Source organism: Micromonospora lupini str. Lupac 08 (assembly GCF_000297395.2).
GTDB classification, from domain to species: Bacteria; Actinomycetota; Actinomycetes; order Mycobacteriales; family Micromonosporaceae; genus Micromonospora; species Micromonospora lupini.
In genome coordinates this window covers 17,719-35,408 of the sequence record NZ_HF570108.1, presented here as the reverse complement: position 1 = coordinate 35,408, position 17,690 = coordinate 17,719, and the positions used below count along the sequence as shown (strand labels likewise).

The following is a 17,690-nucleotide window of genomic DNA, read 5'->3' as shown; positions in this document are numbered from 1 at the left end:
GTCACTCCCGTCCCGGCACGGCCCGGCCGAGCAGGCCGAGGAAAGAATCGTTCAGCAGCGCGGCGTCGGCCGCGCGGATCGGATGGTGGCCGAGCAGCAGCGCCTGCCCGTACAGCGCCTCGATGGCGAGCCCGACCAGCTCCGCGTCGCCCAGCATCGTGACCCGCCGGACCAGCGGGTTGCGATGGTTGAGCACCAGTTGCGGGCGGTCCGGTGGGGCGGTGGCGGCGAGCGCGTCGAGCACCCCGCCCCACAGCTCGTCGGCCCGGTCGCGGCTGGCGGCGAGCTGGTCGTTGAACGCCGCCGACCGGCTGACCAGATAGAGGGCGGGCAGCGAGACCGGGTCGTACGCCCGGATGACCACCTCGCAGCCGGACCGTTCGACGGCCCGCTGCGCGGCGGTGAGGAACGGCCGCAGCGCCAGCTCCACCTGCGGGTCGAGGGCCTCGAACCGGGTGGTGAGGTCGCTCGGCTCCAGCCGTTCGATGAGCACCGACCGGTCCACCGCCGGCAGCCGCTCGATCAGCTCGGTGTCGTACGTGTAGCCGGCGTTCACCACTGCCAGGTCCTGGGCGGCGGCCACCGCGGCGAGTTGGCGGAACTCGTCGAGGCTTGCCGCGTAGCGGAGCACCCCGTGGCGTTCCCGGAACTCGGCGAGCGTCAGCGTGCCGACGTTGGTGTCCATCGGCCACCACCTGTCGACCAGCCGGAGCATCTCGTCGTCGTGCAGTGCCAGCGCCTTCACGCCGAGGTGGTGCACCTGGAGGAACTCGGCCAGCCGGTGCGGGTCGTGCCGCGCCAGCCGGACCAGCCAGCCGCGTACCTGGTCGCCGAGCGCCTCCCGGGTCGCGGTCAGCAGGGTGTCCTCGTAGAGGGCCTCGCGGCTGGCCGTCGGGCGCAGCTCGGTCGCGTCGACCACGCAGTGTGCGAAGAACGCCCAGTCCGGGAGCAGGCCGTCGGCGTTCTCGGTGAGCAGCATCCGCTTGAGGTAGACGCGGTGCCCGGCCCGGGCCGCCGGGTTCACCGGGGTGGGCAGGATGACGGCGACGCCGGTCAGCCCGGCCTCCGGCACGGCCAGTGGCAGCACGTCGAACGGTTCCACGCCCAGCGTCTCCCGGGCGTACCGGATCAGCGCCGCGCGGTCGAGCGGCGCCCCCGGCACGGTCGACCACGGCGGTTCGCCGGTGGTGGTGACCGTGTCGCCGACCCGGACGGTGACCGGCAGCAGCGAGCCGAAGAGCCGCGCCAGGTCGGTGACGGTCGGGGTGGCGAACCACTGGTCGGCGTCGCGGCGGGGCACCAGCGTGACAGTGGTGCCCGGCTCGGCGCGGGCAGCCTCCGGCGGCGCCACCGTCACGGCGTAGCGGCCGTCGGCGTACCCGGTCCACCGGACGGTGGGGTTGTCACCGTGGCGGGTGAGCACCTGGATCTCGTCGGCCACCAGGAAGCAGGAGAGCAGGCCGATGCCGAACTGGCCGAGGAACTCGTGCCGGGAGAAGCCCAGCTCGTCGCGCTTGGAGCTGCGGCCGATGGTGGCCAACAGCTCGTGCACCTGCGCCTCGGTCAGGCCGACGCCGGTGTCGTGCACCCGCAGGGTGCCGTCGCCGGTGAACTCCGGCGGCTCGATGCGGACCAGCGCCGGCGCGTCCGGCTCGGTCGTACGCCGGGCGGTGATCGCGTCCACGGCGTTCTGGAGCAGCTCACGGACGTAGACCCGTGGGCTGCCGTAGAGGTGATGACTGAGCAGGTCGACCACGCCACGCAGGTCGACCTGGAAGGTGTGGTCCACGCTTGAGTTCTCCCCGGTCCCGATGCCGGCGCCCACCGTACCGATGATCACCGACTGCCCGCGTCCCCCTTTCGCCCGGCGGCTTGACCCTCGACCCGGTCGAACCGGCACGGTCGGCGCCATGACCTCCTCCGCTCTGGGCCGGGACTTCCGGCTGCTCTGGTCCGCCTCCGTCTCGTCCCGGTTCGGGGATTCGCTGCGTACGCCGGCTCTGGCCCTGCTGGCGGTGACCCTGACCCGTGATCCTCGGATCATCGCGGCGGTCACCGTGGCCGGGCAGCTACCGCCGCTGCTCTTCGGCCTGCTGGGCGGCGTGTACGCGGACCGCTGGGACCGGCGGCGGACGATGGCAGTGGTCGACGGGGTACGCGCGGCGGTGGTGGCCGCACTGGCGGTGGCTGTCGTCCTCGATCGGGCCGCCGTCGTGACGCTCCTGGTGGCCGCGTTCCTCCTCGCCGCGTTGGGCACCCTCTTCGACTCGGCCTCGTTCGCGCTGCTGCCCACTGTCGTGCCGCCGGCCACGCTGCCCCGGGCGAACGGGCGGCTCCAGGCGGGGAGCGCGGTGGCCGGCGGTTTCCTCGGCGCGCCGGCCGCCGGTGTCCTCTTCGCCACCGCCCCCGCCCTGCCGTTCGCCCTGGATGCCGTCACCTTCGCGGTGGCGGCCCTGCTCGTGCTGGCCCTCACTCCGCCTCCCGTGGGCGCGGCGCCGGCGATCCGCCGCGGGTCGGTGTGGAGCGAGATCGTCGAGGGGATGCGCTGGCTGCGCGGGCACCGGACACTGTGGCGGGTCACCCTGCTGGCCGCCGCGTGCAACCTGGCGATCAGCGGTCTCATGGCGGTGCTCGTGCTCTACGCGCTGGACGTGCTGCGGGTGCCGCCGGCCGGATACGGGCTGTTCGCGGCGGGCGCCATTCTCGGCGGCGTGGTCGGGGCGCTCGGGGCGGGCCGGCTCGCCGCCCGGCTCGGCACGGTTCCCGCGCTGCGGGCGGTGCTCGCCGCACAGACCGTAGCGCTTGTCGGGTTCGCACTGGCCCGGCAACCGGTGCCGGGCGGGATCGCGCTGGCCGTCTTCGCCGCCGGCAGTGTCGTGTGGAACAGCCTGTCCGCGTCGTACGGGCAACGGCACGTGCCGGGCGGACTGCTCGGCCGGGTGGGTGCCGCGCAGCGGATGGTCGCGGTGCTCACCGCCCCCGTCGGCGCGGCGCTCGCCGGGCTGGCCGCCGCCGCGTACGGGACGGTGCCGGTGGCGGGCGCGGCGGCCGGTACGTTCGCGCTTGTCACACTGGCGGCGTGGCGGACGCTTCGGCCGGTCTCGCCGGTGCCGACGGCCGCAGCGCCCACAAGCGACAGGACGGTGGCGCGGCACCCGTCGCGGTGAACGACTCAGCCCCGCTCCCGGTGCGACAACCCGGACAGGCGCAGCGCGACCCGCCGACGAGCCGGCGGGACGGCTCCGACCAGCCGCAGCAGCCCGTCGCGGACCGGTCGGCGGGCCGGGGAGGCGGTGGCCATCCGGGTCAGCCCGGCGGCGAAGCTCAGCACGTCCTCGGCCATCGGGCGCTGCCGGGCGGTGTAGTCGTCAAGCAGCGCCTCCGGGCCACCGGCGAGCACGTCGGCCAGGGCGGTGCCGAGGGCCACGGCGTCGCAGATGCCGAGGTTCATGCCCTGCCCACCGGCGGGACTGTGCACGTGCCCGGCGTCGCCGGCCAGCAGCACCGGCCCGGAGCGGAAGGTGTCGGCGATCCGGTGCCGCACCAGGAACCGAGAACCCCAGAGCACCTCGGTCACCCGGTCGGGTCGCCGCGCCGGGCCGCGCTCGTCCAGCAGCGCCTGGAGGTACGCCGCGTCCGGCTCGGGTGGCGCCGCCGACACGGCGGCGACCAGCCGGACCACCCCGCCCGGCAGCGGGGCCCAGATCAGCGGCCCGGGGCGGGCCAGGAACAGCGCCGCCTCGTCGCGGGGCAGCACGCTGTCCACTCGCACGTCGGCCAGCACGAAGGACTCCTCGTCGCCGGGACCGGTGAAGCCGATGCCTGCCGCCCGCCGGACCGTGCTGTGCAGGCCGTCCGCGCCGACCACGTACCGGGCGCGCAGGTCCGCGCCGTCGACCCGGGCGAGCACACCGTCGGCGGTCGGGCTCAGGTCGGTCAGCCGGCACGGCCGCCGCACCCGGACCCCGAGGTCGGCCAACTGCTCGGCGAGCACGGTCTCGGTGACCGCCTGGGACACCAGCAGGGCGTACGGAAAGCGGGACGGCAGCCTGTGGAACGGGACCGACAGCAGCGTCCGGTCCCGGTCGCGGACCGTGAAACGCGGCGCCCGCACCCCCTGGGCCACCAGCGGCGCCGCGACGCCGATCCGGTCCAGCACCTCCAGGGTGTACGCGTGCACGACTGCCGCGCGGGACGTCTGCGGCGGTTCGGCCTGCTGGTCCAGCAGAGTCACGTCGACCCCGCGACGGGCCAGCGTCAGTGCGGTGGCGAGGCCGGTCGGGCCGGCACCCACCACCAGGACGTCGGTACTCGTGGGCAGCACTGCCACCTCCGGAACGACTGTTGCCAACAAGTGTTGGCAAACGCTCGTTGGCAACGCTAGGACCGCTGTCGTTGTGTGTCAACAGCCGTTGGCATACAGTCGTTGACATGACCGCGCCCACCCATCCGACCCACCCTCGTCGCTCGGACGCCACCCGTGCGGCGATCCTGCGAGCCGCCCGCGAGCGGTTCGCCGCCGACGGGTACGAGCGCGCCACGATCCGGGCCATCGCCGCCGACGCCCGGATCGACCCGTCGATGGTCATGCGGTACTACGGCAGCAAGGAGGGCCTGTTCGCGGCGGCCGCCGAGTTCGACCTCCGCCTGCCCGACCTGGCCGCCGTGTCGCCCGAGCAACTCGGCGAGGTGCTGGTCCGGCACTTCCTCGCCCGGTGGGAGGGCGACGAGACGCTCGTGGCGCTGCTGCGGGCCGCCAGCACCAACCCGGGCGCCACCGAGCGCATGCGAAGCATCTTCGCCGACCAGCTCACCGCTGCCGTGGCCGCGTTCGGCACCGACCCGGCGCTTACCGCCCGACGTGCCGGTCTGGTCGCCAGCCAGGTCCTGGGCCTCGCCCTCACCCGCTACATCGTCCGGCTCCCGCCAATGGTGGACATGGACCCGGAGGAGCTGGTCTCCTGGATCGCACCGACCCTCCAGCGCTACCTGACCGGGCTGTCACCGACCTGACCCAACCTTTTACCCCTCCCCGTGCGTCTGTCGGGTGACGCGCACCGCGGCGGCCGGAAGGGGTGCGAATGGGATCGACGGCGAACGAAGGCCGCGACGGCTACCTCGCCTTCGTGGAGAGCAACCAGCACCGGCTCCTGCGCTCGGCCTACCTGATCTGCGGCAACCGGCACCAGGCCGAGGACCTCCTCCAGGACGCCCTGCTGAAGCTGGCGCTGCGCTGGACCTCCGTCCGCGACGGCGATCCCGCCGCCTACGTGCGCACCATCCTCTACCGGGACGCGGTGTCGTGGTGGCGGCGACGACGACGGGAGTGGCTCAGCCCCGCGCCGCCGGAGCAGGTGGCCCCCGACCGTGACGGCGCGCTGCGGCTGACCCTGCACGACGCCTTGGGGCTGCTGCCGCCCCGGCAGCGGGCCGTGCTGGTGCTGCGCTACTACGAGGACCTGACCGAGGTCGCCACGGCGGAGGCGCTCGGGGTGACCGTCGGCACCGTGAAAAGTCAGTGCCACATGGCGCTGCGCCGGCTCCGCGAAGTGGCCCCCGATCTCACCGGCAACGGCCCGTCGACCCGCTCCGGCGACCCGACCACCGGCCTGGAGGTGAACCGGTGAACGAGCAGGACCTACGCCACCTCTTCGCCGTCAGCGTGGAGGACGTGCTGCCCAGCCGGCCCGCGACGGCCGGCTGGGACCGGGCGCGGCGCATCCGTCGTACCCGGCGGGCGGTAGGCGCGGCCGTCCTGGCCGTGGCGCTGGTCGGCGGCGCGACGGTGGCCGTCCGCCGGCCTTCGCCCAGTCCGCCCCTGAACCACACGGTGGCGCCGACCGTCGTGCCCACCCACGCCGGTCCGGTGCAGCGCCCGCCCGCCGAGCTGACCTTTCCTCCCGACCCGCTGAACCGGCTGACCGGCCCGGCGACCGTGCGGCTGTCCAAGCGACCGGTCCAGCGGGCGCTGGCGCTGTTCCAGCCGGTGGACGAGGAGAACCGCGCGGACGGGCCGGTCCGCATCCTCGGCGACGACGGCGTCGTCCGCAGTCTCGACGTGGTGACGCTGGCGCCCACCCGGGACGCCGACGGCAACGAGGCGACAGCCGTGCAGCCGGGAGTGCTGTCGCCGGACGGTCGCTGGGCGGCCTTCGCGCAGACAAACGAGCTGATCATGATCGATCTCACCACGGCGGCCGTACGCCGGGTCCCGCTCGACGGCTACCTGGAGCTGGTGGTGTGGGCGCACGACCGGGTGCTGGTCGGCGGCGACAACCGGACGTACGCGGTGGAGCGCGACACCGAGGCGGCGGGCACCATCGACGTGTCGGCCTGGAACGTGGTCGCACCCGACCCGGAGGCCGGCAGCGAGGCGGCGCTTATCGAGCTGGTCGGCGAGCGGGGCGGCCTGACGCTGCGCAGCCGGTCCGCCCGCGAGGCCACGATCCGCTCCGAGCAGCGGATCACCGACGACTCGCTGCCCTCGCCGTACGCGGTCAACGAGTTCTACGGCCGGGCCTGGCTGCACGGCGGTCGACTGGCAACGGCCGCCATGATCACCAACAGGGAGATCGACGGCGCCGAGGGGGCGGCCGTGCTGGACTCCCGTACCGGCGCGGTGACCCACCTGCTCGACCTGGGTCGCGACCGCGCCAAGGGCTGCTGCCCGGTGTTGGGCTGGGACAACAAGGGCAACGTGCTGCTCGTCCTGGAACCGGCAGCCCTGGCCCGCTGGGACCCGGAGACCGGCGAGATCACCGGCGTCATCAGTGACCTGCGGGGCGTGCTGGTGCTGGCCGGCTGAGCACTCGACGACGCTCAGCCGGCCAACGCCGGAGGCCGGTCAGGCGGCGATGCCGCCGGGCTGGTCACCCTTCACCACGGGTGCCCGGACCAGGTTGCCCCACTCCGTCCACGAGCCGTCGTAGTTGCGCACCTGCGGGTAGCCCAGCAGGTGCCGCAGCACGAACCAGGTGTGGCTGGACCGCTCACCGATGCGGCAGTACGCGATCACGTCGTCGTCCGGGCTCAGCCCGAGCTGGTCGGCGTAGATCGCCTTCAGCTCGTCGGCGGACTTGAACGTGCCGTCCTCGTTCGCCGCGGACTTCCACGGCTTGCTGACCGCGCCCGGGATGTGCCCGCCGCGCAGCGCGCCCTCCTGCGGGTAGTCGGGCATGTGCAGCATCTCGCCCGTGTACTCGCCCGGGGACCGGACGTCGACAAGCGGCCGCCCCACGGCGATGTGCGCCATCACCTGCTCGCGGAACGCCCGCAGCGGCGCGTCGTCGCGCAGCGGCACCGGGTAGTCGGCCCGGGGCCGGGCCGGCTTGTCGCGGGTCACCTCGCGCCCCTCGGCGATCCACTTCTGCCGGCCGCCGTCGAGCAGCCGCACATCGGCGTGGCCGAAGAGCGAGAACACCCAGAGGGCGTACGCGGCCCACCAGTTGAAGTTGTCGCCGTAGAAGACCACCGTGTCGCCCCGACCGATGCCCTTCGCGGCGCACATCTCGGCGAAGCTCGTCGCGTCGAGGTAGTCCCGGGTGACCTGGTCGTTCAGGTCGAGGTGCCAGTCGACCTTGACAGCGCCGGGGATGTGACCGGATTCGTAGAGCAGGACGTCCTCGTCGGACTCGACCACGACGAGGCCCTCGTCGCCCAGGTGCTGGGCCAACCACTCGGTGGTGACCAGCCGCTGCGGGTCGGCGTACGACTGGAGGCGGGGATCAGGATCGTTCGGCACAGACATGATCCCCAAGGTACGCCGCCACCCCGCCGGACGGCCCGCCATCGGGTATCGGGGGGTCACGGATGTGGCGGGGGACGCTACCGGCCCGTCACCCGCGGACGGATGACGGGCCAGCAGACGTCGGTCTAGCTTCTCGCGGGCCCCTCGGCCACCGTGAAGTACCAGGTGGCCGGGTCCAACTCGGTGCCGTCCCCCGTGATGCCGACAACCTCCAGCATCGAGAAGCCGGCCTCCGCCGGCGTCCAGGTCACCGACGCGCTTCCATCGGCGCCAGCCTGCACCGTGCGGGACTCCTCGTTGAAGAACGAGTAGCGGTAGCTGACCGTGCCGGGCACGGCCGGAGTGAAGGTGAACACCCCGGGCACGCCCGGCCCACCGCTGACGCCCCACTCCTCGTAGACGGTCGCGGAGATGCGCGGCGCGGTGCTGGCAGCCGAGAAGGTGTAGTTGGCGACCGGCGACTGGTTGCCGACGGCATCCACGCTCCACACGTTGAGGGAGTTCGGGCCGGTGCGGGGTTTGAGGGTCACCGTGGCCGAGCCGCCAGGGTGGTTGGCGGTCACCCGGCCAGGGGCGCCGGAGTTGAGCTGGTAGGTGAATCCGACAACGTCCGCCACGCCCTCGGCGTCGAAGGTGAACGTCCCCGACAGGGCGGGCGCCGGCGTCCCGTCGACCGGAAAGTCGGTCGAGGAGACCGCCGGTGCCGTGGCCGGACCCTCGAAGTCGGTACGGAAGTAGCAGACCGGGCTCCAGTCACCGGTGGCCCGGCTGTCCGCCGCCCGCACCTGCCAGGCGTAGACCCGGTCGTGCTCGAACAGGGAGGGGATATCCCGGAACCGGCCCAGCGCCCGCTGACCGTCGCGGGTGAGATCGATGCGTTCCACCCGGGCGTCCGGCTCGTCGACCGGCCAGAGCGCGAACGTCGCGGTGAGCTCGTCCGTCCCGCCGGTGTCGGTGAGGTCCTTGTCGTGCACGACCGCCGAGAGGTCCAGGGTTCGGAACGGCACCACCTGGTACGGCTCGGTGACCGTGCAGCTCGTGCCGCTCAGCGTCTGCAGGTCGGTCGGTACTCCCGGCCGGAAGTTGTGGTCGACGGAGAGGCCGACCTGGCTCGCGTACTTTCGGGCCAACCTCGGATTCTTCTCGACCGCCACGGGCAGCCGCAGCGAGAGGGTGAGCGTCGACTTGCCCTCCGCGAGAGCCTGCCGCAGCCCCTCGGTGGCGTCGAAACCGACGTAGGGCGCCGGGCAGCCCGCCTCGGGGGGCATCGCGGTGGTGTCGATCCGCGCGATGTCGACCGGCGGCTTCGCCCAGCTCGACCCGGAGGTGTACGAGCCGGTGCGCCACAACTCCACCTCGGGGCGCTTGGCGCAGTCGCCGGCCCGGGTCTCCTTGGCGTCGAACGTGGCGAGCTGGATGTCCGCGCCCTGATAGCGCGTGATGTCGAAGGTGAAGTACGCCCGTGAGGTGTGCGGACGCCCCTTGTTGTCGACCCAGGTGCCGATCGGCACATCGCCCGTCTGATCAATGTTGATCTTCGCCGGGTGCTGGGAGTCGGTCCAGGCCCAGGAGGTGTTCTTCTCGTACCGCACGTCGTAGGCGGCGGCCGGCGTGGCCGTCGAGACGACCACCAGTCCGGCTGCCACCACGGTGGACAGCGCGGCGGCCAACATGGATCGCCCGGGTGTGCTGGACGATGTCGTACCAGGTATGAGGGTCATCCCTCATCCACCTTTCCCCGATTGTCCCCGTGCTCGATCGTCGGGGATAGCGGATGCTATCCACCGGGAAGGACACTCGGCGACCCCGTTACCGCGCCACGGTCGGGAACGCCCTGGTGGGGACAGCCGGGCGCGCGTCCCGCGTCACGGAAGTCGGATGCGGCGCGCTCAGGCGCGACGGTGGACGATCCGACCGGCGACCACTGTCACCAGGCAGACGCCGTCGACGTCGTGCACCGCGAGGTCGGCCCGCCCGTCCGGACGCAGCGTCGGCGCCACGGCGGTGGGCAGCACCAGCAGGTCGCTCCGGTCGACGGCGGCCCGCAGCGACGGGTCGGCCAGGTGCTCGGCCAGCACCGCCGTCACCCCCTGCCGCAGCAGCGCGTGCACCCGCTCGCGCGGGGTGGGCGCCGTCGGCAGCGGGCCGTCGTGCAGCAGGCCCGGACCCAGCACGCCCGGCCAGCGGCGTACCCGCACAGCCGCGTACGCCTCGGTCAGCTCGGTCAGCGGACCCACGGCCTCGACCCGGTCGTCGCCGACCAGCACGGCCTGGCCCGGTACCGGCTCGTCGCCCGGGGCGCGCCGGAGCAGCGGCGCGATGTGCAGAGTGAGCACGCTCAGTCGACGAGCGGGCCGAGGTGCGGACGCTTCGCCGTCACCGTGTCGCCGGACGACCGACCGGTCAGCCGCCGCTTCACCCAGGGAGCGAGGTGCTGACCGGCCCACCGCAGGTCGGCGGCGCGGGCGGCGAGCCACGGCGACGGCGCCGGGTGCGGCGGAACCATCAGCCACTCCTCGTCGCAGCCCACACCGAGCGCGTTCAGCACCTGCCCGGCGACCCGGCGGTGCCCGGCCGGGGAGAGGTGCAGCCGGTCGGTGCTCCAGAGCATCGGGTTGAGGAAGGTGTCGTCGGCGTACAGGTCGACCAGGATGGCGCCGTGCCGCTCGGCGGTCTCACCGACCGCCTGGTTGAGCAGCTCCACCCGGGGCGCGACGAGACGTTGGCCCGGCAGCCGTGCCATGACGTCCGCGAATCGGAACAGCAGCACGTCCGCGCCACCCGAGCGCAGCTGCCGGACGACCTCGTCGAAGCGGGACACCAACGTGGCCGGGTCGAAGGTGCGCCGCAGCACGTCGTTGCCGCCGGCCGCGAAGCTGATCAGATCGGGCCTCATGGCCACCGCGGAGGGCACCTGCTCGGCCACCACGCTGGGGAAGAGCCGTCCCCGGATGGCCAGGTTCGCGTACCGGAAGTCGGGGCCGGCATCGGCGGCGAGGCGGGTCGCCACCAGATCCGCCCAGCCCCGGTAGGTGCCGTCCGGGTACGCGTCGTCCATACCCTCGGTGAAGCTGTCCCCGACCGCGACAAAACTGCGCCAGCGCACCGCGCCTCCCTCACCCGTTGCCTGCGGCGACCAGTCTTCCACCGCGGCCACGGCCGACGACGCCCCGATCCGGCGACGTGGCGGATCGCACTTGATCGACGTTGGGCCTCGGTGGTCGGACCTGCCCAGCTCGGGAGGTGCCGTGATCGAGAGCGAACGTGGAGCAGTCGTCTATCCGGCTGGTGGCGGAGTGTCGTGGCTCGCATTCAGGCCCCACAATGGGAGGCCGGTCACCGGACCGCGCTGTGGGGAGGGCCCAGTTGAGTCAGGCAAGCGAGCCGAGCCCCGCCGGGCCGGCCCCCGCGGCACCCCCGTCGCCGCGCACCGCACGGACCCGTCAGATCCGACTCGTGGGGCTCATCGTCGCGCTGGCAGTCCTGGCGGCAGCCCTGGTCCCGATCGTCCTCGCGATGGGCCCGCCGACCCGGGACCAGTTGCTGGAGGACGCCCATCTCAAGGGGAAGCAGCAGCTCGTCATCGGCGTGAAGGACGACCAGCCCGGCATCTCGCTGAAGCTGCCGAACAACACCTGGAAGGGCTTCGACGTCGACATCGCGTACATGATCGCGGGGTATCTCGGCTTCGACCACTCCCAGGTGCGGTTCCTGCCGATCGAGAGCGAGGACCGGGCCCGCCGGCAGGCCCGGGACAATGACGGCTTCGTCACCGTCGACCTGGTCATCGCCTCGTACAGCATCAACGCGAAGCGCGAGGAGGAAGGTGCCGTCTTCTCCGCGTCCTACCTGCACACGGAGCAGTCGGTGGTGACCTTGGAGAGCTTCAAGGACCAGGTGAGCAGCCTGGAGGATCTGGCCGGACGGACGGTCTGCTCGCTCACCACCTCGACGTCGATCCAGCGGCTCGCTGAGGCCGGCGCGAAGCCGGTGGGCCGCAACCGGATCAGCGAGTGCTTCCAGGAGATGTACGACGGCAAGGTGGAGGCGGTCACCACCGACGCGGCGATCCTCGCCGGCTTCGTCACCGGGGACCGGGCGGGTGTCGACGGCCAACGCTTCCCGGTCCTGCTGAAGAACGTGAAGCCACTCAAGCACTGGGACATCGGCTCGTCCCCGCGGGAGCGGTGGGGTGTCAACACCGGCCCCAACAAGGCGCTGCGCGACCTGGTCGACCTCGCGCTCTACGAGTCGGCCATGGACGAGAACAACTCGACGTGGGAGAACGCGTACAACGCCAACCTCCGATGGCAGCAGGAATACAACCTCCCGCAGCCGGTCGCGGAACAGCAGCAACCCGATCCGAGGAAGGTGGAGGTGCGACAGTGGCCGTGGGAGAGGATCGCGCTACCACCCCCGGCGCACCCCGGATCACCACCACCTCCGACAGGACCGGCCGCCCGCGTCGGATGGCGGGGGCGCGGCAGGCGCAGCAGTGGCTGCTGACCCTCCTTCCCACCTTTCCCGTCCTGCTCCTGGTGCTGCGACTCTGGCAGCTCAGTCAGCAGGACATGTCCACGATGCTGCTGCTGGTCCAGTACGTCAGCCCGCTCGGCCTGCTCAGCGCCCTGCTGATCGCCCTGGTGTGGGCGTTTCCCGTGGTCGTGCTCGCCTTTGGCGTCCTCGGTCGACTGCTCCGGCTCAGTGCTCCGGACCGGTTCGACCCGGAACGGTCACTCCTGGCCTCCGGGACGGCTCGTACCCCCGGTTGGGTGATCACCGCGGCGGTCGCGCTGGGGGCGCTCACCTGGCAGCTCCGCTTCCTGCCGTCGCTGTTGATGCTCGGCCTCTGGCTGCTCGCGCTGCGCACCCGCTACCTGCATCCTGACCAGCCGACCAGGATCCTGGTGGTCAGCGTGGCCCTGCCGCTGGCGGCGGCGGTCGTGGCGTACACCGTGCTGGGCCCCGCGATCTGGGCGGCGTTCCAGGATGGCGAGGTGGCCACCGCCGCGCTGCTGGCGGTGCCGCCCGCCGCCACCATGGTGCTCACCGGCCCGATTCCCGGCTGGATCGCCCCGACGCTCACCCACGGTCTGGCGTTCACGGTTGCCGCAGTGCTCCCGGTGGTGATGGGCGCGGTCTTCCTCCGGGTGCCGCTACTGCCCACCGCCGCGGTGGAGGTGGTCCCGAAGGAGTCGGCCGCGACGACCCCGGAAGTCGCGGCCTCGACAACGCCGGGCGGCCCGGCCCCGGGCGTCACGATCCCGGACGTCCCGCGGAACGGCGGGACCCCGACACCGGACGGCCCGCCGTCCGCCGACGGCGGCCGGGAGGTGGTGCTCGGCGCGCTCATCGCGGTGACCGACACGTCGACGATCGTGCTGGACCGGACCGCCACGGTGCGGTTCCTGCCCAACGGGTGGGTCGAGTCGCAGGTCCTCTGCCCACAACCGGCGGCGGTTCCGTACAGCCTGGTGTCGGTGCGCGGCTGGCCGGTGGAGGAGACCGCGCTGAACTGGATGATGCCCCGGCGCCCGCTGGCGGACCCGGACGTCCGCTGCGAGGGCCGCCTCCCCGGCGTCCGGTGACTCCAGCGGCAACCTGCCGTCGGGCAGGCGCGGCCGAATTGGATCGTCGGACCGGGACTCGCGGTACTAATCTGCGCGAATGCTGCTACGCATGTCGACCCTGTTGCTGCGGACCCTGCGCGAGGATCCGGCCGACGCGGAGGTGCCGAGCCATCGGCTGCTGCTGCGCGCCGGCTACATCCGTCGCGCCGCACCGGGCGGCTACACGTGGCTGCCGCTGGGCAAGCTGGTGCTGGACCGGATCACCGAGGTGGTACGTGCCGAGCTGGTCGCGATCGGCGACCAGGAGGTGCATTTCCCGGCACTGCTGCCCGCCGAGCCCTACCGGACCAGTGGCCGGTGGACGGAGTACGGCGATCTCCTCTTCACCCTCGCCGACCGGCGCGGCGCCGAACACCTGCTGGCGCCCACCCACGAGGAGATGGCCGCGCTGCTGGTCAAGGACCTGTTCACCTCGTACCGGGATTTTCCGGTGACGTTGTTCCAGGTGCAGACGAAGTTCCGCGACGAGGCGCGGCCCCGGGCCGGCCTGCTGCGCGGACGGGAGTTCCTGATGAAGGACGCGTACTCGTTCGACCTGGACGAGGCGGGGCTGCGGGACGCGTACGCCCGGCACCGGGCGGCGTACCAGCGGATCTTCGACCGGCTGGGCCTGGACCACACGGTGGTGCACGCGATGTCCGGCGCGATGGGCGGCTCGGCGTCGGAGGAGTTCCTGGCCGCGACCCCGATCGGTGAGGACACGTTCGTCGGCTGCACCGCCTGCGACTACGCGGCCAACACCGAGGCCGTCGTCACCCGGGCGCCCGCCGCCGGCGACCCCACCGCCGCGCCGCCGGCCGAGGTGCACGACACCCCCGAGACCGCGACGATCGCCAGCCTGGTCGAGGTGGCGAACGCCCGCCGGCTCGGTGACCGGGACGACTGGAGCGCCGCCGACACCCTGAAGAACGTGGTGTTGACCGTTCGTCGGCCGGGTGCCGAGCGGGCCGAACTCCTGGTGGTCGGGCTGCCCGGTGACCGGGAGGTCGACCTGAAGCGGCTCACCGCCGCGCTGGAGCCGGCCCAGGTGGCGGTCTTCGACGAGTGGGCCGAGCATCCGGAGCTGGTGCGCGGGTACATCGGTCCGCAGCTGCTCGGCAAGCTGGGCATCCGCTACCTGGTCGATCCGCGCGTGGTGACCGGCTCCGCGTGGCTGACCGGGGCGAACGAGGCGGGTCGACATGCGACGGGCGTGGTGTGCGGGCGGGACTTCACGCCCGACGGCACGGTGGAGGCGGCCGAGGTGCGCGCCGGCGACAGGTGCCCCGACTGCGGCGACGGCGAGCTGACCATCCGACGGGGCATCGAGATCGGGCACATCTTCCAGCTCGGTCGCCGGTACACCGACGCGTTCGCTGTCGACGTGCTCGGGCCCGCCGGCAAGCCGGTGCGGCCCACCATGGGCTGCTACGGCATCGGGATCTCCCGGGCGGTCGCGGCCATCGCCGAGCAGCACCACGACGAGCGGGGACTCTGCTGGCCTGCGGCGGTCGCGCCGTGTGACGTACACCTGGTGGTCGCCGGCAAGGGCCCGCAGCTCGACGCGGCGCTGGACCTCGGCGGGCGCCTGGCCGCCGCCGGCCTGCGGGTGCTTGTCGACGACCGGACGCACGTCTCGGCCGGGGTGAAGTTCACCGACGCGGAGCTGATCGGCATCCCGCGCACCGTCGTGGTCGGCCGACGACTGGCCGACGGGTACGTGGAGTTGCGCGAGCGGGCCGGCGACGGGCGCGCGGAGCTGCCGGTGGACGCTGTGGTGGAGCGGATCGTCGACGAGGCCCGGCGGGAGCGTGCGAACCTGGTGTAGCCACCGTGTCACGGGGTAGTGCAGTCGGATCGGGTGTTACGTCTTCGGAGGATCTCATGACCGGTTACCGGGTCAGCGACGTGATGACCAAGCAGGTCGTGTACCTGTCGGCGGAGACCACCCTGGACGAGGCGGCCAGGGTGATGAAGGAGGCGGACATCGGCGACGTGGTGGTCACCGACGGCGCCACCCTGGCCGGCATGCTCACCGACCGCGACATCGTGGTGCGGGCGGTGGCCGAGAACAGCTCACCGGCGGCCACCACCATCGGTTCGATAGTCACCCGCGAGGTGGTCATGATCGAGCAGCACTGCACGGCGGGTGAGGCTGCGGCTCTCATGCGCGACCGGGGCATCCGCCGGGTGCTGGTCTGCGACAGCGACCGCAAGCTGGTGGGGATCGTCTCGCTCGGTGACCTGGCCATGCAGCTCGATCCGACCAGCGCGTTGAGCGAGATCAGCGAACAGTCGCCGACGGTCTAGGAATGGGCCGGCGGTAGCCTCGACACATGGCTGACATGCCGGCCCGACTGGCCGAGATCGTCGACGAGTTCGCCGCCGCGCCACGCGACCTGGTGCTGGAGATGCTGCTGGAGTACGCCGACGTCATCCCGCCGCTGCCCGCCGACGCCGCCGGGCACGAGGGTATGGAGCAGGTGCCCGAGTGCCAGACCGCGTTCTTCCTGCGCGCCCGGGTGACGCCGGAGGGGACTGTCGAGACCCTGTTCGACTGCCCACCGGAGGCGCCCACCACCCGGGCGTTCGCCGGGATCCTCGCCGAAGGTCTGGCCGGCGCGAGCGCCGAGGAGGTGCTGGCCGTGCCGGACGACCTCTACCAGCGGATGGGCCTGGCCCAGGCGATCAGCCCGCTCCGGGTGCGCGGCGGCACCGCGATCCTGGGCCGGCTCAAGCGGCAGGTCCGGGAACAACTCGACTGAGCGGGCAGTTGCCACCGATCATGGAGATCGAGATCTACGCCGACGTCGTCTGCCCGTGGTGCTACCTCGGCAAGCGCCGACTGGACGAGGCAATCGCCCGCTACGACGGCGAGGTGACCGTCCGGTACCGGCCGTTCCAGCTCGACCCGTCGCCGGTGTCCGAGCCCCGCCCGGTCATCGACGCGCTGGCCGAGAAGTTCGGCGGCCCGGAGCGCGCCCGGCAGATGGTCGCGCGGGTGGTCCAGGCGGCGGCGGGTGACGGGCTTCGGCTGGAGTACGACCGTGCGGTGGCCGCGAACACCTTCGACGCGCACCGCCTGGTCGCCTACGCCACGGAGCACGGCCGGACGGCCGAGATGGTGGAGGCCCTCTACCAGGCGCACTTCACCGAGGGCGTCGACCTCGGTTCGCGGGAGGCGCTGGCCGCCGTCGCCGGCGGGATCGGCCTGGACGCCGCGGACGCCCGTCGGTTCCTCGACTCGGACGAGCGGACCGCCGAACTCGCCGCCGACCTGGCCGCCGCCCGTGACCTGGGCATCACGAGCGTCCCGACGTTCGTGCTGGCGGGGAAGTACGCGGTCAGCGGCGCCCAGGAGACGGAGACGCTCCTCGCCGCGCTGGCCGAGGTCGAGCAGCGGGAGGCCGCGGCATCCTGACCATCGACCGCTGCGATGTTTCACGTGCAACGGTATCGATGTCGGTATCTGGTCAGGCCGGCCTGGCCAGGCCCTCCACCACCTGCGCGCCGGGCAGCGCGCCAAGCGCCGGCCCCGGCAGCGCGATCTTGCTGTGCCGTACGCCGGACCCGATGATCACGTGCGGGGTGGCGATCACCCGCGCGTCGACGAGGATCGGCCACTGGGCCGGCAGTCCGATCGGGGTGATGCCGCCGTACTCCATGCCTGTCAACTCGACCGCGTCGGCCATCGGGGCGAAGCTCGCCTTGCGCACGTCCAGCGCCCGCCGGGCCACGCCGTTCACGTCGGCCCGGGTGGTGGCGAGCACGATGCAGGCCGCGTAGCGGACCACACCCTCGCGTTTCCCGGCCACCACGACACAGTTGGCCGACACGTCCAGCCCCACCTCGTACGCCTCGCAGAACGCCGCCGTGTCGGCGAGGTCGGCGTCGATCGGCGCGACAAGCACGTCGTCGACGTCCACCGGCGCGTCGGCCGGCCACTGGGCGACGGCCTCCGCCACCGGGGCGGCGAGCAGATCGAGGCGGGCACGGGCCGGTTCGGTCTTCAGCGTTCCCATCACGGGTGCGATCCTCGCATCCGTGCCGCCGGATCGCCCGCCGACTCCCGAGCCGTCGCGCGACACCACCTCCGCGTCGCGGCTCAACTGCCGGCGAGGAACGCGTTGTCGGAGAGGAAGGAACGGTCGCGGGCGGCCGCCAGTTCCTCTTCGCGTCGGGCTCGGGCCCGTTGCAGTTCCAGGTCCTCCAGCGCGTGCCGGACACCGAGCCGGATCACGCCGTAGAGGAAGACGAAACCGAAGACGTAGAGGATCACCGTGGTGACGACAACGAACATGGCGTCACCGTAAGACGAACGTGAACCGGCATCC

The 17,690-nt window shown here is 72.5% G+C and carries 18 protein-coding genes; 10 read left to right on the top strand and 8 right to left on the bottom strand.

Going from position 1 to position 17,690, the window contains the following annotated elements; all coding sequences use genetic code 11:
- Nucleotide 1: 1 nt before the first annotated feature.
- Nucleotides 2–1,789 carry an HSP90 family protein gene (locus MILUP08_RS01355; protein WP_039907115.1) on the bottom strand — a complete coding sequence of 596 codons (1,788 nt, stop codon included), beginning with the start codon at nt 1,787–1,789 and terminating at the stop codon, nt 2–4.
- Nucleotides 1,790–1,910: 121 nt separating this feature from the next.
- Between MILUP08_RS01355 and MILUP08_RS01350 the strand changes: the two genes are divergently transcribed.
- The gene (locus tag MILUP08_RS01350) at nt 1,911–3,167 is read left to right on the top strand and encodes an MFS transporter (RefSeq protein ID WP_007454074.1); all 1,257 of its coding nucleotides are present in this window, start codon (nt 1,911–1,913) and stop codon (nt 3,165–3,167) included.
- 5 nt (nt 3,168–3,172) lie between these two features.
- Here MILUP08_RS01350 and MILUP08_RS01345 read toward each other — a convergent pair whose 3' ends face one another.
- Nucleotides 3,173–4,324, bottom strand: a complete 1,152-nt coding sequence (locus MILUP08_RS01345) for an FAD-dependent oxidoreductase (RefSeq protein ID WP_007454072.1) — start codon at nt 4,322–4,324, stop codon at nt 3,173–3,175.
- A 107-nt stretch (nt 4,325–4,431) separates the two neighbouring features.
- Between MILUP08_RS01345 and MILUP08_RS01340 the strand changes: the two genes are divergently transcribed.
- The 3 genes from MILUP08_RS01340 (at nt 4,432) to MILUP08_RS01330 (ending at nt 6,805) form a co-directional block, all read left to right on the top strand.
- Complete coding sequence (locus MILUP08_RS01340; protein ID WP_007454071.1) at nt 4,432–5,013, top strand: TetR/AcrR family transcriptional regulator; 582 nt, start codon at nt 4,432–4,434, stop codon at nt 5,011–5,013.
- Nucleotides 5,014–5,081: 68 nt separating this feature from the next.
- Nucleotides 5,082–5,627: a SigE family RNA polymerase sigma factor gene (locus MILUP08_RS01335; RefSeq protein WP_007454069.1), complete on the top strand. Its 546-nt coding sequence runs from the start codon at nt 5,082–5,084 to the stop codon at nt 5,625–5,627.
- Nucleotides 5,624–6,805 (top strand): hypothetical protein, encoded by a 1,182-nt coding sequence (locus MILUP08_RS01330; protein WP_007454067.1) that lies wholly within the window; start codon nt 5,624–5,626, stop codon nt 6,803–6,805. The genes MILUP08_RS01335 and MILUP08_RS01330 overlap by 4 nt, the downstream gene beginning before the upstream one ends.
- 39 nt (nt 6,806–6,844) lie before the next feature.
- Here MILUP08_RS01330 and MILUP08_RS01325 read toward each other — a convergent pair whose 3' ends face one another.
- The 4 genes from MILUP08_RS01325 to MILUP08_RS01310 form a co-directional block, all read right to left on the bottom strand.
- Nucleotides 6,845–7,747 carry a sulfurtransferase gene (locus MILUP08_RS01325; RefSeq protein WP_007454065.1) on the bottom strand — a complete coding sequence of 301 codons (903 nt, stop codon included), beginning with the start codon at nt 7,745–7,747 and terminating at the stop codon, nt 6,845–6,847.
- A 125-nt stretch (nt 7,748–7,872) separates the two neighbouring features.
- Entirely contained in the window at nt 7,873–9,468 is a 1,596-nt protein-coding gene (locus MILUP08_RS35090) for a hypothetical protein (protein ID WP_007454063.1), read from the bottom strand.
- A 168-nt stretch (nt 9,469–9,636) separates the two neighbouring features.
- Entirely contained in the window at nt 9,637–10,083 is a 447-nt protein-coding gene (locus tag MILUP08_RS01315) for a hypothetical protein (RefSeq protein WP_007454061.1), read from the bottom strand.
- 2 nt (nt 10,084–10,085) lie between these two features.
- A complete protein-coding gene (locus MILUP08_RS01310; protein ID WP_007454059.1) occupies nt 10,086–10,853 on the bottom strand; it encodes an SGNH/GDSL hydrolase family protein in 768 nt (255 codons plus the stop codon).
- Between the two features lie 350 nt (nt 10,854–11,203).
- On the opposite strand from MILUP08_RS01310, the gene MILUP08_RS01305 reads away from it, so the two are divergent.
- The 6 genes from MILUP08_RS01305 (at nt 11,204) to MILUP08_RS01280 (ending at nt 16,777) form a co-directional block, all read left to right on the top strand.
- Nucleotides 11,204–12,253: a transporter substrate-binding domain-containing protein gene (locus MILUP08_RS01305; protein WP_237747016.1), complete on the top strand. Its 1,050-nt coding sequence runs from the start codon at nt 11,204–11,206 to the stop codon at nt 12,251–12,253.
- Nucleotides 12,217–13,335: a hypothetical protein gene (locus MILUP08_RS01300; protein ID WP_039905154.1), complete on the top strand. Its 1,119-nt coding sequence runs from the start codon at nt 12,217–12,219 to the stop codon at nt 13,333–13,335. Before MILUP08_RS01305 ends, MILUP08_RS01300 begins: the two co-directional genes overlap by 37 nt.
- A 79-nt stretch (nt 13,336–13,414) precedes the next feature.
- Nucleotides 13,415–15,184, top strand: coding sequence for a proline--tRNA ligase (locus MILUP08_RS01295; protein ID WP_007454052.1), 1,770 nt, complete (start codon nt 13,415–13,417; stop codon nt 15,182–15,184).
- Nucleotides 15,185–15,240: 56 nt separating this feature from the next.
- Complete coding sequence (locus MILUP08_RS01290) at nt 15,241–15,666, top strand: CBS domain-containing protein (RefSeq protein WP_007454051.1); 426 nt, start codon at nt 15,241–15,243, stop codon at nt 15,664–15,666.
- Between the two features lie 26 nt (nt 15,667–15,692).
- Nucleotides 15,693–16,121, top strand: a complete 429-nt coding sequence (locus MILUP08_RS01285) for a SufE family protein (RefSeq protein ID WP_007454049.1) — start codon at nt 15,693–15,695, stop codon at nt 16,119–16,121.
- 20 nt (nt 16,122–16,141) lie between these two features.
- On the top strand, nt 16,142–16,777 hold the full coding sequence (locus tag MILUP08_RS01280) for a DsbA family oxidoreductase (RefSeq protein ID WP_007454047.1): 636 nt from the start codon (nt 16,142–16,144) through the stop codon (nt 16,775–16,777).
- A 52-nt stretch (nt 16,778–16,829) separates the two neighbouring features.
- Here the strand turns inward: MILUP08_RS01280 and MILUP08_RS01275 are convergent, their stop codons facing one another.
- Nucleotides 16,830–17,378 (bottom strand): YbaK/EbsC family protein, encoded by a 549-nt coding sequence (locus MILUP08_RS01275; protein WP_039905153.1) that lies wholly within the window; start codon nt 17,376–17,378, stop codon nt 16,830–16,832.
- An 83-nt stretch (nt 17,379–17,461) separates the two neighbouring features.
- The gene (locus MILUP08_RS01270) at nt 17,462–17,656 is read right to left on the bottom strand and encodes a hypothetical protein (protein ID WP_007454044.1); all 195 of its coding nucleotides are present in this window, start codon (nt 17,654–17,656) and stop codon (nt 17,462–17,464) included.
- Nucleotides 17,657–17,690 lie beyond the last annotated feature (34 nt).

Excerpts from the sequence above, each read along its gene's own strand:
- MILUP08_RS01295 (WP_007454052.1), top strand. The coding sequence starts at position 13,415 with ATGCTGCTACGCATGTCGACCCTGTTGCTGCGGACCCTGCGCGAGGAT.
- MILUP08_RS01335 (WP_007454069.1), top strand. The coding sequence starts at position 5,082 with ATGGGATCGACGGCGAACGAAGGCCGCGACGGCTACCTCGCCTTCGTG.
- MILUP08_RS01270 (WP_007454044.1), bottom strand. The coding sequence starts at position 17,656 with ATGTTCGTTGTCGTCACCACGGTGATCCTCTACGTCTTCGGTTTCGTC.
- MILUP08_RS35090 (WP_007454063.1), bottom strand. The coding sequence starts at position 9,468 with ATGACCCTCATACCTGGTACGACATCGTCCAGCACACCCGGGCGATCC.
- MILUP08_RS01275 (WP_039905153.1), bottom strand. The coding sequence starts at position 17,378 with ATGGGAACGCTGAAGACCGAACCGGCCCGTGCCCGCCTCGATCTGCTC.
- MILUP08_RS01325 (WP_007454065.1), bottom strand. The coding sequence starts at position 7,747 with ATGTCTGTGCCGAACGATCCTGATCCCCGCCTCCAGTCGTACGCCGAC.
- MILUP08_RS01290 (WP_007454051.1), top strand. The coding sequence starts at position 15,241 with ATGACCGGTTACCGGGTCAGCGACGTGATGACCAAGCAGGTCGTGTAC.
- MILUP08_RS01280 (WP_007454047.1), top strand. The coding sequence starts at position 16,142 with ATGGAGATCGAGATCTACGCCGACGTCGTCTGCCCGTGGTGCTACCTC.
- MILUP08_RS01340 (WP_007454071.1), top strand. The coding sequence starts at position 4,432 with ATGACCGCGCCCACCCATCCGACCCACCCTCGTCGCTCGGACGCCACC.
- MILUP08_RS01300 (WP_039905154.1), top strand. The coding sequence starts at position 12,217 with ATGGCGGGGGCGCGGCAGGCGCAGCAGTGGCTGCTGACCCTCCTTCCC.
- MILUP08_RS01350 (WP_007454074.1), top strand. The coding sequence starts at position 1,911 with ATGACCTCCTCCGCTCTGGGCCGGGACTTCCGGCTGCTCTGGTCCGCC.
- MILUP08_RS01285 (WP_007454049.1), top strand. The coding sequence starts at position 15,693 with ATGGCTGACATGCCGGCCCGACTGGCCGAGATCGTCGACGAGTTCGCC.